Origin of the sequence: Niallia circulans (assembly GCF_003726095.1) — a bacterium.
Classification (GTDB): Bacteria; Bacillota; Bacilli; order Bacillales; family Cytobacillaceae; genus Niallia; species Niallia circulans_A.
Genome location: NZ_CP026031.1, coordinates 208,983 through 226,054 on the forward strand (window position 1 = coordinate 208,983; position 17,072 = coordinate 226,054).

Annotated in this window: 13 protein-coding genes; 12 read left to right on the forward strand and 1 reads right to left on the reverse strand. The window is 34.6% G+C overall.

The features are described from left to right. Positions 1–209 precede the first annotated feature (209 nt). The 12 genes from C2I06_RS00990 to rhaD all read left to right on the forward strand — a co-directional run bounded on the left by C2I06_RS00990 (position 210) and on the right by rhaD (position 15,518). The gene (locus C2I06_RS00990) at positions 210–812 is read left to right on the forward strand and encodes an NDxxF motif lipoprotein (protein ID WP_095329946.1); all 603 of its coding nucleotides are present in this window, start codon (positions 210–212) and stop codon (positions 810–812) included. A gap of 255 nt (positions 813–1,067) precedes the next feature. After that, entirely contained in the window at positions 1,068–2,033 is a 966-nt protein-coding gene (locus C2I06_RS00995) for an AraC family transcriptional regulator (protein ID WP_095329945.1), read from the forward strand. Positions 2,034–2,202: 169 nt separating this feature from the next. After that, a complete protein-coding gene (gene rhaB / locus C2I06_RS01000; RefSeq protein ID WP_095329944.1) occupies positions 2,203–3,621 on the forward strand; it encodes a rhamnulokinase in 1,419 nt (472 codons plus the stop codon). A 15-nt stretch (positions 3,622–3,636) separates the two neighbouring features. Further along, positions 3,637–4,890 (forward strand): L-rhamnose isomerase, encoded by a 1,254-nt coding sequence (rhaA, locus tag C2I06_RS01005; protein ID WP_095329943.1) that lies wholly within the window; start codon positions 3,637–3,639, stop codon positions 4,888–4,890. A gap of 427 nt (positions 4,891–5,317) precedes the next feature. After that, positions 5,318–6,319 (forward strand): substrate-binding domain-containing protein, encoded by a 1,002-nt coding sequence (locus C2I06_RS01010; RefSeq protein ID WP_095332075.1) that lies wholly within the window; start codon positions 5,318–5,320, stop codon positions 6,317–6,319. A 19-nt stretch (positions 6,320–6,338) separates the two neighbouring features. Then, positions 6,339–8,141 carry a cache domain-containing sensor histidine kinase gene (locus C2I06_RS01015; protein WP_095332077.1) on the forward strand — a complete coding sequence of 601 codons (1,803 nt, stop codon included), beginning with the start codon at positions 6,339–6,341 and terminating at the stop codon, positions 8,139–8,141. A gap of 6 nt (positions 8,142–8,147) precedes the next feature. After that, positions 8,148–9,374, forward strand: coding sequence for a response regulator transcription factor (locus C2I06_RS01020; protein WP_095332079.1), 1,227 nt, complete (start codon positions 8,148–8,150; stop codon positions 9,372–9,374). Positions 9,375–9,703: 329 nt separating this feature from the next. Continuing rightward, entirely contained in the window at positions 9,704–10,753 is a 1,050-nt protein-coding gene (gene chvE, locus C2I06_RS01025; RefSeq protein WP_235850310.1) for a multiple monosaccharide ABC transporter substrate-binding protein, read from the forward strand. A 30-nt stretch (positions 10,754–10,783) separates the two neighbouring features. Further along, entirely contained in the window at positions 10,784–12,319 is a 1,536-nt protein-coding gene (gene mmsA / locus C2I06_RS01030; RefSeq protein WP_095332081.1) for a multiple monosaccharide ABC transporter ATP-binding protein, read from the forward strand. 88 nt (positions 12,320–12,407) lie between these two features. Beyond that, a complete protein-coding gene (gene mmsB / locus C2I06_RS01035; protein WP_235844462.1) occupies positions 12,408–13,520 on the forward strand; it encodes a multiple monosaccharide ABC transporter permease in 1,113 nt (370 codons plus the stop codon). Between the two features lie 147 nt (positions 13,521–13,667). Then, complete coding sequence (locus tag C2I06_RS01040; RefSeq protein ID WP_095332085.1) at positions 13,668–14,432, forward strand: DeoR/GlpR family DNA-binding transcription regulator; 765 nt, start codon at positions 13,668–13,670, stop codon at positions 14,430–14,432. 249 nt (positions 14,433–14,681) lie between these two features. Then, positions 14,682–15,518 carry a rhamnulose-1-phosphate aldolase gene (gene rhaD, locus C2I06_RS01045; protein ID WP_123257276.1) on the forward strand — a complete coding sequence of 279 codons (837 nt, stop codon included), beginning with the start codon at positions 14,682–14,684 and terminating at the stop codon, positions 15,516–15,518. Between the two features lie 291 nt (positions 15,519–15,809). Here rhaD and C2I06_RS01050 read toward each other — a convergent pair whose 3' ends face one another. Next, positions 15,810–16,661 carry an STAS domain-containing protein gene (locus tag C2I06_RS01050; protein ID WP_420915973.1) on the reverse strand — a complete coding sequence of 284 codons (852 nt, stop codon included), beginning with the start codon at positions 16,659–16,661 and terminating at the stop codon, positions 15,810–15,812. Positions 16,662–17,072: the final 411 nt, after the last annotated feature.

Sequence of the window (17,072 nt, forward strand, 5' to 3'; positions counted from 1 at the left end):
ATGAAAATTGGTTAAAAGTTGTTTTGTATTCCTGAATAAGTCGAGGGAAATGAGGACATCTCTGTGAAATAGTATTAACGAATGACTAAAATATTTTTCCAGCTAATACCCTCAACTAATGGAAGGTCAATTTGGTTAAGTGGATATACCATTTGTGATAGTCCTCTAAAGCCAGGGAATATTAAATTTGCAAAGGGGAGTAGGCGTTAATGAAAAGAATATTTTATAGTATGCTAATTCTTTTTCTATTAAGTGCATGTTCAAAAGGAGGTGGAATGGAGACGGAAGAGGAAATAGTCGATACAAATAATGTGAAGGTTCCTAGTACCATTTTTTATTCTGACAAACAAAATAGTGTAATTGATGAAGAAGAAATGAAATCAAGCATAAAAACATACTTAGACACCCATGAAGAATTATCTCTTGCTAGTTCCCCTTTTCAAGAGATAATAGACGAAGAAAAAGAATTAACGAAAAGTGATTTAGAGAAGTTAAAGCAAATTAACAGGCTTACAAGAGAAAATGATGATAACTTTTTAAACTATATCTCACAAAATACATTACCCCAGGGTTATCAAGAAGAATCCGAAAGAATAAGTAGATATATTACAAGTTTAAATGGGATGCTAGATGAATTAGATACAGTGCTCGACCAACTTACAGACGACTTGAATGAAGATGTCATTCCTACAGTAAACATGGACTCTTTATATAAAAGCAGTAAGGTAGTTAACGGAAGAGAACAGAAAAAAATAGAAGAGTTTCTGGAAAATAAAAATATCAAGACTAAAGCATTTGGACGTAAGCAATAAGAAAACAGCAGATTAGAACTGTAAACAGGGCTGTTCTTAAAAATAGAATGGCAAAACAGATAAAGCAGCATAGCTTCTTTTATAGGGAGAGCTGCTTTATGTATTCACCGTTTACAGTTTAACTTTCTGTGTGTTAGCGTTAATTCCTCCCCACCTTATTTATCAAAAAATATGTAAGATTCCTCGGAATAGTTGCTAAATTATTCTGTACTCTCATAATAATACAAAGATAGTTAAATTAGGAGGCAGACCTTCTTGGATCATGTTTTAATGGAACAATTAAGGAAGTTAACAGAGGAAGAAATATGCATTGTTCAGCAAAAACAAGGGGTAATAAAAGACATCTATACTAGTCAAAGTAATTTTATCATAGAAAGTGAAAAGTTTTTGCGTAATGATAAAATGATAGCGGTTAGAAAGCATACACGTTTTATTGATTTTCCTAAACATAAGCATAATTATATTGAGATTAATTATGTCGTAAATGGTCAGTTAAAGCAGAAAGTTGGGAACGATGAAATCGTGTTGAAAAGAGGAGAACTTCTATTTTTAAATCAGCACATGGAACATGAAATAGAGGCGTGTGATAAGGACGATATCGTCGTTAATTTCATCATTCAGCCGCCATTTTTTCAATTTATATTTCAATATTTACATGAAGAAAATAAGCTGACAGATTTTTTAATTAGTAGTTTATTTAAACATAAAGAGAGTGGTCAGTATTTATATTACAAGGTTTCAGAGGTCATAGAAATTCAGGATATAATTGGGAAACTATTAAAAGAAGAAAGTAATAATTCCATTTTATCTGAATCGACGATGAAGCTTTATATGGGATTATTAATGATTGAACTGATAAAAAATACTGATAAGATTCAACAAAATGAAGGAGTAACACAAGATCATTATGTAGTCATAGAGGCTTTGAGTTACATCGAAGAGCACTATCAGCTAGGGACACTGAATGAACTTGCTGGACGCCTTCACCAATCAATGTCTTCATTAAGTAAAAATATTAAGAAAGCAACAGGCTATACTTTTAAGGAATTGCAGCAGGAAAAGCGACTGAGCGAAGCAAAGAATCTATTAGAGACAACGGATCTTCCAATTAAGAGGATTGTAGAAGAAGTAGGTTATGATAATATAAGTTATTTCTATCGGATATTTAAAGAAAAATATAGAATGACGCCAAAAGCGTTTCGGTTGAAACTAGCAAAATAGTAATATGCTAGTTTTTTCTTTGTAATCTAATTCCTTTTATAAAACAATGAAGGAGATATGGAAAATAAGGACAATAAAAAAGAAAAGTGCGTTATTTTATTTAAAAATGAAACCCATTACAATATCCCTAAGAAAACGTTTTTTAATTCCTTTTCAAGGAGAGGTGTAAATGACTAGATATACACTGGCAGTAGATATTGGGGCCTCAAGTGGTAGGCTTATTCTCGGGTCTGTTTCATTAGAAAAATTAGAACTGAAAGAAATTCACCGGTTCGAAAATAGGATGATCAAAAAAGGACAGCATTATTGCTGGGATATAGAAATGATATTTTCGGAAATAAAAAAAGGAATTAAAAAATGTAATGACATAGGAATTACTCCTGAAAGTATTGGTATCGATACATGGGCAGTAGATTTTGTATTACTAGATGAAAAGGGGGAACTTTTAACAGATGCTGTTGCTTATAGGGACGATCGAACGGATGGCATGATGGAAGAAGTATTCCAGAAAATAATGAAAGAAAGATTGTATTTAGAAACGGGAATTCAATTCCAAAAATTTAATACTATTTATCAGTTATATTCGTTAAAAAAGACACAGCCAGAAGTATTCGCACAAGCGAAAACCTTTTTAATGATACCTGATTATTTACACTATTTATTATCAGGTATTGCAGTGAATGAATACACCAATGCTACTTCGACACAGTTATTAAATGCTTTCACCAAAAAATGGGATAAAACGATACTTGATACATTAGAGATCAATAAAGAAATATTCCAAGAAATTAAAAAGCCAAATACGATTCTTGGGAATTTAAGACCAGAATTAGTGGAAGAGTTTGGCTTTGATATGAAAGTGATTTTGCCAGCGACTCATGATACAGGTTCAGCAGTAATTTCAGTTCCAGCTTTTAATGATACAATCTATATCAGTTCGGGGACATGGTCATTGATTGGTGTGGAAAATAGATTTCCAATTTGTGTGACAAAGGCTTTAGATTATAACTTTACTAATGAAGGAGGAATTGATTATCGCTATCGTTTCTTAAAAAATATTATGGGACTATGGATGATACAGGAAGTCAGACGCAATTATAATAACCAATACTCTTTTGCCAAGTTTGTTGAATTAGCAAAAGAGGCACAAGGTTTTTCAAGTATTGTAAATGTAAATGATAATCGTTTTCTAAAGCCTGACAATATGGTAGAAGAAATTCAGAACTATTGTCTAGAAACAGGACAGCAAGTTCCGGCAACACCTGGAGAAATAGCGAAATGTGTTTATGATAGTTTAGTAGATAGCTATGTTATAGCGATAAATGAGATAGAAGAAATTTTTGAAAAAACTTTTCCGAGTATTAATATTATTGGCGGCGGCTGTCAGAATGAAATGCTAAACCAGCTACTTGCAGAAGCGTCTCAGAAGGAGGTATATGCTGGACCGATAGAAGCGACAGCAATTGGGAATATTGTTTCTCAATTCATCGCATTAGGAGAAATAGATAGTTTATCAGAGGCTAGACAAATGATAAAGCAATCATTTGAGATAAAAGTATATAAAGCTGCGGAAGATGCAATCAAATAAAAGGAGGACACAAACATGTCTGTTAAAGAAAATTTTGAGCTGGCAAAAAAACAATATGAGCAATGGGGAGTAAATGTAGAAGAAGCATTAGAAAAGCTAAAGAATATCCCGATTTCAATCCATTGTTGGCAAGGGGATGACATTGCTGGATTTGAAGTAAATCAAAGAGAATTATCTGGTGGTATTGATGTAACAGGGAATTATCCTGGGAAAGCAACGAATCCGGAGGAATTAAGAAGCGATTTAGAGAAGGCGCTCTCACTTATTCCTGGAAGACATCGCGTGAATCTCCATGCTATTTATGCAGAAACCAATGGGCTAGCCGTAGAAAGAGATGAGCTAGAGCCAAAGCATTTTGAAAATTGGGTGCAATGGGCAAAAGAAAATGGCTTAGGGCTGGATTTTAATCCGACTTTATTTTCCCATGAAAAAGCAGCTGATGGATTAACGTTAGCTCATCCAGATCAAGAAATTCGTGATTTTTGGATTCAACATTGTATTGCTAGTCGAAAAATTGCTGAATATTTCGGGAAAGAGCTCGGAACGCCTGCATTAACGAATATATGGATACCGGATGGCTACAAAGACATTCCAAGCGACCGTTTAACTCCAAGAAAAAGACTAAAGGATTCCTTGGATAAAATTTATGCTGTAGAAACAGATGAACGCTATAATTTAGATGCAGTAGAAAGCAAGGTTTTTGGAATTGGTTCAGAATCTTATGTAGTCGGTTCCCATGAATTTTACTTAGGCTATGCCTTGAAAAATAATAAATTATGCCTCATGGATACAGGTCATTATCATCCGACCGAGACTGTTTCGAATAAAATTTCTTCCATGCTTTTATTTAGTGATAAATTGGCATTACATGTATCTCGACCAGTAAGATGGGATAGTGATCATGTTGTTATTTTAGATGATGAACTAAAAGAAATTGCTGTAGAAATCGTACGTAATGATGCATTAGATAAAGTAATTATAGGTCTTGATTTCTTTGATGCAAGCATTAACCGCGTAGCAGCATGGACAATTGGTACAAGAAATATGATTAAAGCACTTTTAAATGCATTATTGCTTCCAAATGATAAATTAAAACAATTACAAGAGGAAGGAAATTTTACAGAGAGATTGGCATTAATGGAAGAATTTAAAACATATCCATTTGGGGCAATCTGGGATTACTATTGTGAACAAATGGATGTACCGGTGCGTGAATCTTGGCTGAATGAAGTGAAAGTGTATGAGGAAGAAGTTCTATCCAAAAGATAAAATAAAAAGAAACCACTCTCAACCGTGAGTGGTTTCAGACTGTCGACAAACTCCTAATTCAGTAATTAGGAGTTTGTCTTAGTTTATACATATACATTCTTTTAAATAAGAGTTGATTTCCGTTGCAGGGGTTCGCTTTCCGTGGGGCTCGCGCTGAGCCGCTTCGCCCTAAAGGCCTGCAGGGTCTCAGACTGTCTCGCAGATCCCACAGGAGTCTCACCCCTTCCACTCCAATCAATGCATAATAATTCCATTTGCATTTCCTAAATTCCTTTTGTCAACAAGCTGAAACCACTCTCAACCGTGAGTGGTTTCTTTTTATTGGTTAAAAGGTGGAATTGCATGTTGGATACTTGTTTTTTCTTTTCACTGCAAATGTTTCCATGTATAATGATACATACAGTTTTTTCCTTTGGAGGTGTGGTTTTTGAAGCGGTTACTGTATGTATATATGTTTGTTTTTATATTATTTGGTATTTATTTTTATTATTCTCATTTGTATAATGCTTTAGACGATAATAACGGTGTAAAAAGAGAGCGCTTACAAGTTGTCGTTAATGACGAGTTTGTGATGGTCACCTTTCTGGCAGGGATGGATTACTGGAAGTCGGCATTAAAGGGATTTGAGGATGCGGCTAATGAATGGAATGTTTCGGTTGCTTATAGAGGTGGAACGCAATATGACCTGCATGAGCAAATTACTATATTAGAGCAAGTGATTGCCAAGAAGCCTGCTGGGATTGCTCTTTCTGCCATAAATCCGAATAATCTAAATGCCACCATTGATAAAGCTGTGGAGATGGGAATCCCAGTTGTTTTGTTCGATTCTGATGCACCGTTAAGTAAAGCATCAGCCTTTTTAGGTACTAACAATTATGAAGCGGGTGTAAAGGCAGCAGATAAACTGTCATCCCTTATAAATAAAAAGGGAAAAGTAGCCGTCATTACGTTACCAGATCAGTTAAACCATCAAGAAAGAACAAAAGGGTTTGTGGAAACCATTAAATCAAACTATCCGAATATTGAAGTGGTGCAAGTCCAAAATGGAGAAGGCGATCAACTGAAATCGGAAAAAATAGCAAAAGAGATAATGAAAAACTATCCAGATATTAAAGGGATATTTGTAACAGAAGCAAATGGGGGAGTCGGAGTAGCAGATGCAGCAAAAGAAAACAAGAAGATGGATGTAAAGATTATTAGCTTTGATGTAGACAGAAAGACATTAGATAACATAGAAAACGGAACTATATCTGCAACCATTGCTCAGGGAACATGGAATATGGGCTATTGGTCCATGCAGTTTCTTTTTAAACTGCATCAAAAGGACATCATTAGCGATCCTCATGGCCTGCCTTCTTATGTCGATACGGGAATTACCATTGTTACAAAGGATAATGTGAAAGAATACTATGCCGAATATACAAAGTAAGGAAGAAAGGTTTAGATAAATGTTTGCGAAATTAAGGAAAGTTAATGATTTTTCACTAAGAGATAAATTGATTGCTTTGTTTTTACTAATTAGTATTATCCCAGCCATTGGACTAGGTTTATTAGTCGGTGTAACAGTGGAAAAAATTTTAGGAGAACAAGCAACAAAAAATACCTTGCAATTAATCAATCAAGTAAACACGACATTAGAATCTTCCATAACAAATGTACAAAATGTAAGTTATCTCATTTCGATGGATGCACAAATTAAGACTTTTTTTTCCTCAAATCGAAAGGAAGGCAACGAGACGGATCAAAGTTATTCTATTCGCCAAACAATGCAAGGGTTTACATCCTTGTACCCAGAAATTGCAGGAATCCTACTAATAAATAAGCAAGGAAAATATATTAGTAATGAACTTTATGCAGAGGATAAGGTTGATTTAACAAAGGAGGAGTGGTACAAGGAAGCAGTCCGTAATAAAGGGATCTTTAAAATTATTGGGAAGCCTGAAAAGCGTCATATTATCAGCCAAATTAATTACAAGGATGAAGATGTCGTGACTGTTGTTAGGGCAATCGTCGATAGAGATACACAAGAAATAACCGGTGTCTTATTAATCGATTTAAAATTAAGAGTCATTGGAGAAGCGATGAATAATGTCCATATTGGATTATCGGGATTTTTAACTGTAATAGATGAAAATGGCAAAGAGATTTATTCTACTTCTAATAGTGAAGCAATCGAGATTCCAGAAACGATTTTATTGGAAGGAGATTGGGGGGCTTATAAAAAGGTAGTAGATGGGGAGAAGATGGAGTTTATTTATCAAAGAACCCCTTTTTCCAATTGGACAACAGTTGGGATATTTCATTCAGATGAATCAGTAGCAGAGGTAAAAGAAATTCAATTGTATTTGTTCTTTTTTGTATTTTTTTTATGTTTTGCCGGTATAACGGTGTCTTATTATTTTTCTCATTCTATTTCCAATCCGATCATTGAATTAATGACGATGATGAGAAAAATTGAAGATGGCCAGATGGAAATCCGCTATAAGGGGAAACGAAAAGATGAGATTGGCAGACTAGGAAAAACATTTAATCATATGATTACAAAGATTAATAGTTTAATAACATTAACAGAAGTGCAAGAAAAACAAAAGAGAGAAGCAGAATTAAGAAGTCTTCAAGCACATATAAAGCCACATTTTCTATACAATACATTAGATACGATTAATTGGATGGCAAGAAAGCATGGAGCAAAAGATGTTGCAGAGGTAGTTGCATCATTATCTTCCTTTTTCAGAATTGGTTTAAGTAAGGGCAATGATATGATTCCCTTAAAAGACGAAATGAAGCATATTCAAAGTTATCTTATGATTCAAAAGGCAAGATATCAGGAGAAATTAAGTTATGAAATTATATATGATTCTAATTTGACAGAAGTAACAATCCTTAAGTTGGTCCTTCAGCCTATAGTGGAGAATGCAATTTATCACGGAATAAAAGAAAGGAGAGGACCTGGAAACATAATAATCTCTGCAATTCAGGAAAATGCGTGCTTACTTTTAAAAGTTACGGATGATGGAAAAGGCATGGAAGAGGAGGAGTTACATGCACTAAGAGAAAAACTAAATACACTTGTGATCTTAAAAAAGGAAAGGAAGGAACAGATAAATTTTGGCTATGGCATGATGAATGTACAAGCAAGAATTAAACTTACATATGGAGACGCGTATGGTCTCACAATTGATAGTGAGCCTGATAAAGGAACAACAGTAACGATAAAACTTCCCATGAATCTAGAGGAAAAGAAGGAGTGAGAATGAATGGATAAACAAATATGGAATGTGTTAATTGCCGATGATGAACCCATTATTCGGGAAGGGATACGGAATGTCATCGATTGGTCTGCACTTCAGATGAATGTTATAGCAGAAGCGGAGGATGGGGAAGAGGCGATAGAGCTTTCGCTGATGCATTCTGTCGACATCCTCCTTATAGATATAAATATGCCAATTGCAAATGGATTAATGGTGATTAAACAGGTAAAAGCCAAGCTGCCAGACTGCCAAATTATTATTATAACGGGGTATGATGAATTTAAGTATGCCCAAGAAGCCGTTCGATTAAATGTATTCGATTATTTATTAAAACCTATCGATCCAGATCATCTAATGGGATTGTTAAATAAGATAAAAATGGAGTTAGTAGAAGTAAATAAAAAAAGGGCTTTATTGGACAGAACGTCCGAGCAATTCACTAAAAATCTGCCGACCTTACAACATAATTTCTTCCGTGAATGGATAGGGGGCAAATTAACGAACGAGGAAATAAAGGAACAATTAGCTTTTTACTATTTAAATACGAGTATACCTAAACAACTAGTAGTTATTTCTTGTTTGGAATTTCTCGAGAACAAGTCTATCTTAAGTGAAAAGGAAAAAGGAGAGATTCAAGAATCGTTAAAATATCATATTCTCTTATTCTTAAAACACAAGGAAATAGGTTATTTTCATGATGAATCAGGTTTGATCGCTCTAATTATCTGGCAAACTATCACTAATGAGGTAGCTTTACAGTTGGAGGAATATATCAGAAAAGAACTAAAAATGTCTATTGCCATCTATATAAATAACAATGAAGTGGATTACAAACAACTCTTTTCCTTATATAAAAACTGTAAAGAAATGATCCAAAAGGAAATGAATATTTCACCTATTGTGAGAAGGGCAAAGAGTATTATTGACCATCAATATGCAGATTCTTCCCTTTCACTCGAGAAGGTTGCGATCACTTTACAGGTATCTCCTGTTTATTTAAGTAGATTAATGAAGCAAGAATTAAAAGTAAGTTTCGTCCAGCTCCTTACAACGAAACGAATGAAACAGGCAATATACTTACTTCAATCAACGGATTATCCAATTATCACGATATCTCAGCTAGTAGGGTATGAAACGCAGCATTATTTTAGTACAGCGTTTAAAAAGATTATGGGCGTTTCCCCTAATAAATATCGTAGAAATATTATGGAGGAAACAAATAATATAAAGTGAAGGAAGTAGGGGCCATGAAAGATGGGCTTCTTTTTTTTTGCGTAATAAGCCTAAACGCTGACCAGGAAAATAGGTGGAAGATCAACTGTCCGTATAGCCAATTGAATTAACTAAGATGGGTAAAGGGATAGATAAGACACCACAAATCTTTTTTTAGTGAAATGAAAGCGTTTTAATTTAAGTTAAAAAAGTATAAAAATAGTAAATTATTTGAAAAGACCATCCTTGAGGCAGATGCTATAGTAAGTTTAGTCAAAATAAATGCTTAAGAAAAATGTAGAAAGGGGGAAGTTTGTTTGTGTAAAAAAGTGTATACATTTATTGCTGTCATTGTACTAACATTTATTACTACTGCATGTGGAGTTGAAAAAACATCTGGAGAGTCAAAAGGGTTTATTGGTATTTCCATGCCTACCAAATCATCAGAAAGATGGGTAAATGATGGAGAAAATATGAAAAAACTGTTTGAAGAACTTGGCTTTAAAACGGATTTACAATATGCAGAGGATGTGATTGAAAATCAAACAGCACAAATTGAAAATATGATCACAAAAGGCGTAGATATTCTTGTCATTGCCCCCATCGATGACCGATCTGGTTTAACAGGAGTTTTAGAGAGAGCCCATAAGGATGGCATAAAAATTATTTCTTATGACCGTTTAATACAGCACAGTGAATATGTAGATTATTATGCAACATTCGATAATTTTAAAGTAGGAGAGCTGCAAGGACAATATATTGAGGAGAAGTTAGGATTGAAAGAATCTGAAGGACCATTTAATATAGAGATTTTTGCAGGATCACCAGATGATAACAATGCATACTTTTTCTTCGATGGAGCAATGTCAGTCCTTCAGCCATATATAGATTCTGGCAAACTAGTCGTAAGAAGTAAGCAAACAAAATTTAGTCAAGGAGCGACACTCCGCTGGGATGGGGCACTAGCTCAAGCTAGAATGGATAATTTATTAAGCGCACATTATTCCTCTGAACGGATAGATGCCGTCTTGTCTCCCTATGATGGTATTAGTATTGGGGTTATCTCGTCTTTAAGGGGTGTTGGCTATGGAAGCAAAGATAAACCGATGCCGATTATAACAGGGCAAGATGCAGAGCTTGCTTCTATTAAAGCAATTATAAATGGAAGACAAACGCAAACCATTTTCAAAGATACACGAGAATTAGCTAAGAAAGCTGTGGAAATGGCAAGGGCATTACTCAATGGAGAGGAAGCAGAAGTAAATGATACGGAAACATATAACAACGGAAAAAAAGTAGTTCCTGCTTATCTTTTGAAACCGGTTTCTGTGGATATAGAAAATTATGAAGCTGAATTAGTTGATACGAATTATTATACGAAAGAGCAGCTGGGACAGTAATAGTAAGAAAAAATAGAGGTGGTGAAGGACATGGCAAATATAATTCTTGAAATGCAAAATATTACAAAGGAGTTCCCAGGCGTTAAAGCTTTAGATGATGTTAATTTAAAGGTTAAGCAAGGAGAAATACACGCTCTTTGTGGGGAAAATGGTGCTGGTAAATCAACTTTAATGAAGGTATTGAGCGGAGTTTACCCACATGGTACTTATTCTGGAGATATTTTCTTTCATAATGAAGTTTGCATATTTAAAGACATCAAACAAAGCGAAGAGCTAGGAATCGTAATCATCCATCAAGAACTTGCATTAGTATCGGAATTGACGATAGCAGAAAATCTCTTTTTAGGAAATGAAATCGTTAACAAGGGCGTTGTTGATTGGAATAAAACAATTTTGCGTACACGGGAATTGCTTAAAAAAGTCGGATTAAGTGAATCACCAAATACAAAGGTAAGTGATATTGGAGTAGGTAAACAACAATTAGTAGAAATCGCAAAAGCTTTATCAAAGGATGTTAAGCTGCTTATTTTAGATGAACCAACAGCTTCTTTAAATGAGAATGACAGCGAAAACTTACTAAATTTATTATTAGACCTTAAAAAACAAGGAATGTCTGCCATCATTATATCGCATAAACTGAATGAAATTGAAAAGGTTGCCGATTCTATTACCATTTTAAGAGATGGAAAAACGATTGAGACATTGGATGTAAAGAATGATCAGGTGGATGAAAACAGAATTATCAAAGGTATGGTAGGGAGAGATCTTACCAATCGATATCCTGAGCGAATTCCTCATATTGGAGAGGTTGTTTTTGAGGTAAAAGATTGGAATGTATACCATCCAAAGCATATGGATAGGAAAGTGATCGATAATGTCTCCTTAACAATCAGAAGGGGAGAGATTGTCGGGGTTGCGGGGTTAATGGGAGCTGGACGTACAGAATTAGCAATGAGCCTATTTGGAAGAGCATATGGAAAGAATATTAATGGAAAAATAATAAAAAATGGGAAAGAAGTGCAATTCAAAGATGTAACTGCAGCTATCAATAATGGGCTAGCCTATGTTTCGGAAGATAGAAAAGGCAATGGTTTAATCTTAATGGAAGACATTAAACAGAATATTACGCTTGCAACGCTTGACCGTATTTCTAAACATTCTGTGTTAGATAAGAATCAAGAGATAAAGGTTGCAGAAGAATATCGGCAGAAATTCAGAATAAAAACGCCAAGCATCTTTCAAAAAGCTGGAAATCTGAGTGGCGGTAATCAACAGAAAATCGTATTAAGTAAATGGGTTTTTTCAGAGCCGGATATCTTAATTTTAGATGAACCTACTAGAGGAATAGACGTTGGTTCTAAGTATGAAATTTATACAATCATTAATGATCTTGTCAATGAGGGAAAAAGTATTCTAATGATTTCGTCTGAATTACCAGAGTTATTAGGGATGTGTGACCGTATTTATGTAATGAATGAGGGGCGCATAACAGGAGAAGTTCTTAAAGAAGAAGCAAATCAAGAGAAATTAATGAAATATATGACCAAAAGTAAAGTAAGGGGGTAAGCGAACAATGCAGCCACAAATAAAACCAAATCCAGTAGGTTCACAAAAAAGCAAATCACTTTTTCATGTTAATTTCCGTCAGTATAGTATGATTATCGCTTTAGTATTCATCATGGTATTGTTTCAAATTATTACGGATGGATTATTACTAAAACCCTTAAATATTACAAACTTAATCTTACAAAATAGCTATATATTAGTTTTAGCAGTTGGAATGTTACTTGTTATCGTCACGGGACACATTGATTTATCGGTAGGATCAATTGCCGCATTTGTTGGAGCCATCTCTGCCATTATGATGGTAAATTATGAAATGTCACCATTTTTAGCAATCGTCATTTCTTTAGTATTAGGTGCTGTTATCGGAGCATGGCAAGGTTTTTGGATTGCATATGTCCGAATTCCAGCATTTATAGTCACACTAGCAGGAATGCTCCTATTTAGAGGGTTGACGATGATTGTATTAGAAGGGAAATCGATTGCACCTTTTCCTGAATCCTTTCAGAAAATCAGCTCTGGATTTATTCCTGATATAAGTGGAGGATCGCTGCATCTATTAACGATTTTAATTGGTGCTGTTTTATCTATCATTATCATTTTCCTTCAATTAAAAAACAGAAGGAATCAATTAAAACATCAATTTGATGTCCAACCATTTGGCCTATTTGTATCGAAGTTAGTAGGAATGATTTTAATTTTGAATATCTTTACCTTTGTTCTCGCAACCTATGAGGGCATCCCCAATATTTTAATTGTATTAGGTATTCTGATTGTTATTTATACATTTGTAACAAACAAAACAAAAGCAGGAAGACATATCTATGCAATCGGAGGAAATGAGAAGGCAGCTTTGCTTTCTGGGATTAAAACGAAAAAGATGACATTTATGGTATTTGTTAATATGGGAGTACTTTCTGCATTGTCTGGTCTCTTATTCGCTGCACGTTTGAATGCGGCTACTCCAAAAGCTGGTAATCTTTTTGAACTGGATGCCATTGCAGCTTGTTTCATCGGTGGAGCTTCTGCATATGGGGGTATTGGAACCATACCTGGAGCAATTATTGGTGGTTTGGTAATGGGAATCATGAATAATGGAATGTCACTAATGGGACTTGGCATTGACTGGCAGCAAGGAATTAAAGGGCTGGTACTTTTAGCAGCTGTAGCATTTGATATTTATAATAAAAACAAAGCACAATAGTTTGATAGGAAGGGATGGAGTAAGGATTATCTTATTTCATCCTTTTTTTGATGGGAGGGCTTCTTATTAAAACGAAAAATATGCTATAGTAATAAACATATATCAACTTAATCCCAAGAAAACAAAAATGGAGGGAGAACTTCGAAAGTGCTTGTAGCAGAAAGACGTAGAAAAATTGTGGAGCTTGTGAATGAAAGAATAAGTATACGCGTATCAGAATTAAGTGAAATTTTTTCGGTAACGGAGGAAACGATTAGAAGAGATTTAGAGAAATTAGAGCAGGATAAGCTTTTGATGAGAAGTCATGGAGGGGCAGTGAGTATTGAAAAAGAACCAAGTGATACTCCTTTCATGGAGAGAGAGGTTACGAACGCAGAACAAAAGAGAGCAATAGCCCGAGAAGCGGTAAAGCGCATACAGCCTGGAGAACAAATCATCTTGGATGGTAGTACTACTGCCTGGTATATGGCGTCACAATTACCTGATATGCCTTTAACTGTGATTACTAATTCTATTAAAGTAGCGTTGGAATTAAGTAAGAAGGAACAGATTAGAGTAATATCAACAGGTGGAATGCTTTTGTCGAAATCATTATCTTATGTAGGACCACTGGCTGAACGTTCCCTTGAACGATATTATGTTAATAAGCTGTTTTTATCATGTAAAGGAGTAGATATGCAAAGTGGTCTAAGTGATGCTAATGAATGGCAGGCATTATTAAAGAAGCAGATGATGAATATATCATCAGAGGTTACTCTTCTTGTTGATTCAAGCAAATTCGGAGTAAAGACTTTTGCTCATATTGCCAATCTAGATCAAATACAATATGTCATTACAGATGAACGTATTCCGGAAGAATATGCAAACTGGTTTCAAGAAAAAAATATCTCTTTTCAGGTCGTTCCGTCATAAAATGATTTGTTCAAGCTTACGGGCAGAAAATGAAAGATGGCACCAATATTTTTGATAATAGATTGGTGCTATCTTTTTTTATTTGGAGAGAATGTGATTTTAAAAACAAATCAAAATAAAACAAAAAAAATCACAGAAAATACAAAATAATAAGTTGTTTTTATTTTTGAATGTGTTGACTTATTTTTGTTTAAGTCATAAAATAAGGATATGAAAAACAAGATTAATAGATTAAGGGAGTGAAGAGAAATGGTTGCGATTATGCAAAAGCAAAATATTTTAGAGGCTCCATTTATTAAAGAAATGTGTGAAGCAACATTTAATATGTGGAATATGGGCTGGGATGAACGGAATGGAGGAAATATCAGTTATCTTTTAGAAGAAGAGTTAGTGGAACAGTATTTGGATACTGGCAAAATTATTCGGTCTATCCCTTTGAAGTTTCCAGTGCCAGAATTGGCAGGGAAGTATTTTATTGTAACAGGATCTGGGAAGTATTTTAAAAATGTGAAAAAAGATCCTGCAAATACACTTGGTGTTTTAAAAATAGATAAGAGTGGAGAAAAAGTGCATATACTATGGGGATTTGAAGATGGGTCGAATCCTACAAGTGAGTTACCCTCCCATTTTATGAGCCATATTGCACGTTTACGAGTAGACCCAAATCATCGGATTATCATGCATAACCATGCCACAAATATACTTGCAATGACATTTATGCATGATTTAGATGAAGCAAGTTTTACAAAAACACTATGGCAAATGTGTACCGAATGTATTGTTGTTTTTCCGGATGCAATCGGGATTCTGCCTTGGATGGTTCCTGGAACAGATGAAATTGGAGAAAAAACAGCAGCGAAAATGAGAGAGCATCGTTTAGTTGTTTGGCCACATCATGGAATATTCGGTGCCGGATCCACAATGGATGAAACATTCGGGCTGATTGAAACAGCAGAAAAAGCAGCACAAATTTATACGATTATTGGGGATGCTTCAAAGATTAAGCAAACCATTACGGACCAGCAGTTACAAGACTTAGCAGATGCTTTTCAAGTAGTACCTAGAGAAGGCATATTACATCTATAAAAGAATCAGGGCAAATCGCTCTTTCTTTATAAATAATCATGTGAATTATTGAACAAATAAAAGGAGGCAAATCAAATGTGTGCACATGTATTTTATGTTCCAAGTACAAATTTAATGGGAAGAGGCTGCCTGCAGGAAGTGCTGATGACAATTTACATGTTTATTCCTTGCAACCAACATATATGAAAAAATCGGTGGACAGTTAGCTAAAGTTTTAGATGAGAAACGATTGCGTAAAAATAATAAAGGATGTCTTAAAGAGTTTAACTAACTATTTAAGACATCCTTATTTTATTCTACGACTCGCTTTAAGCCAATGCTAGCTAAAGCAGTGTGTAAATTGGCACATGTCGTAATTTTACTAAAGTCGATTCCTAATGAAATAATCGTTTGAGCAATTTCTGGTCTAATACCAGAAACGATGGATTTAACACCAATTAAGTCTAAGGCATGAACGACTTTAAATAAATTGTCTGCCACCATTGTATCGACGATTGGTACTCCTGAAATATCTAAAATGAGATATTCAATTTTTAAATTGGCAGATTCCTGCAAGGCAACTTCTAAAATTAATTGAGATCGCTGTGTATCAATTTCCCCAATAAGAGGTATGATGGCTGTTTCTTTTGCTATTGGAACAACTGGAACAGACAGCTCTTCTAAAGCTGTATAAGCAAGCTTCATTATCTGTGTGTTATGCTCTTCATAAATATGCCCTATGTAAGCACTAATTTCATCGAGTATAGGATCAATAATCTTGCCAACATCCAACATGGTAATTGGCGCGAAAGATTTCTGTTCTAATTCTTCTGTGAATACGTCCCAGATCACATTTCGGTATATCGATAAGGAACGCAGGGCAGATTGTAATGGAATATGGTTCTTTACAAAGGCTTTCCCAGTTTTATCCGACCAATACTCTATTCCTTCCGAATTTTTTTTATCTTTTAACGCTTCGGCCAAGATAAAGAAAAGCTTAGCGTTCCATTTATGCATATCTTCTTCGGGATAAGGAAGAGAAAAATCAGATGCCTGCTGCTGTAAAAATTGCGAAAGCAGCCTATTTGTGTTTTCAGCAAGGATGTTCTGGTTTTCTATAATTTTGTTCCCGATATAAGCTAATTCATCCTTCAAAATGCTCACTCCTAGTTTAAATCTATTAATAGTATACATGTTCTTTCATTATATGTGGAGTAAATGAGCTTTTCCACCATTGATAAATTAATAATTTCGCAGAAAAAAATTGAGTAAGCTTTCTATGTCTTAATCAACCCTTTTTATTCTACTTAATTTTTTCTGTGCTGTCTGTAAATATAAAGATGAACCGTTTTTACATTTCTATTTAGCAATATCTATAGGCAATGTTTTTCATGTCCATACAAGCTAGAGTATGGGAATATCATTGATTAGTTAAATCAAATTCTAAAAATTATAGGGATATCTTATCAAAAAAAGCAGTAAATAACCAATGAATTTTAAGGGATTTACAAAAAAACTTTTTATTAGGGAATACATAAAAAAGTGGAAAATGTAAGGGGATTTATCCGGGCAAGT

Bases quoted from the DNA above. Each gene is read 5' to 3' on its own strand.
- C2I06_RS00990 (WP_095329946.1), top strand. From the start codon at position 210: ATGAAAAGAATATTTTATAGTATGCTAATTCTTTTTCTATTAAGTGCA.
- C2I06_RS01020 (WP_095332079.1), top strand. From the start codon at position 8,148: ATGGATAAACAAATATGGAATGTGTTAATTGCCGATGATGAACCCATT.
- rhaA (WP_095329943.1), top strand. From the start codon at position 3,637: ATGTCTGTTAAAGAAAATTTTGAGCTGGCAAAAAAACAATATGAGCAA.
- mmsA (WP_095332081.1), top strand. From the start codon at position 10,784: ATGGCAAATATAATTCTTGAAATGCAAAATATTACAAAGGAGTTCCCA.
- rhaD (WP_123257276.1), top strand. From the start codon at position 14,682: ATGGTTGCGATTATGCAAAAGCAAAATATTTTAGAGGCTCCATTTATT.
- rhaB (WP_095329944.1), top strand. From the start codon at position 2,203: ATGACTAGATATACACTGGCAGTAGATATTGGGGCCTCAAGTGGTAGG.
- C2I06_RS01015 (WP_095332077.1), top strand. From the start codon at position 6,339: ATGTTTGCGAAATTAAGGAAAGTTAATGATTTTTCACTAAGAGATAAA.
- mmsB (WP_235844462.1), top strand. From the start codon at position 12,408: ATGATTATCGCTTTAGTATTCATCATGGTATTGTTTCAAATTATTACG.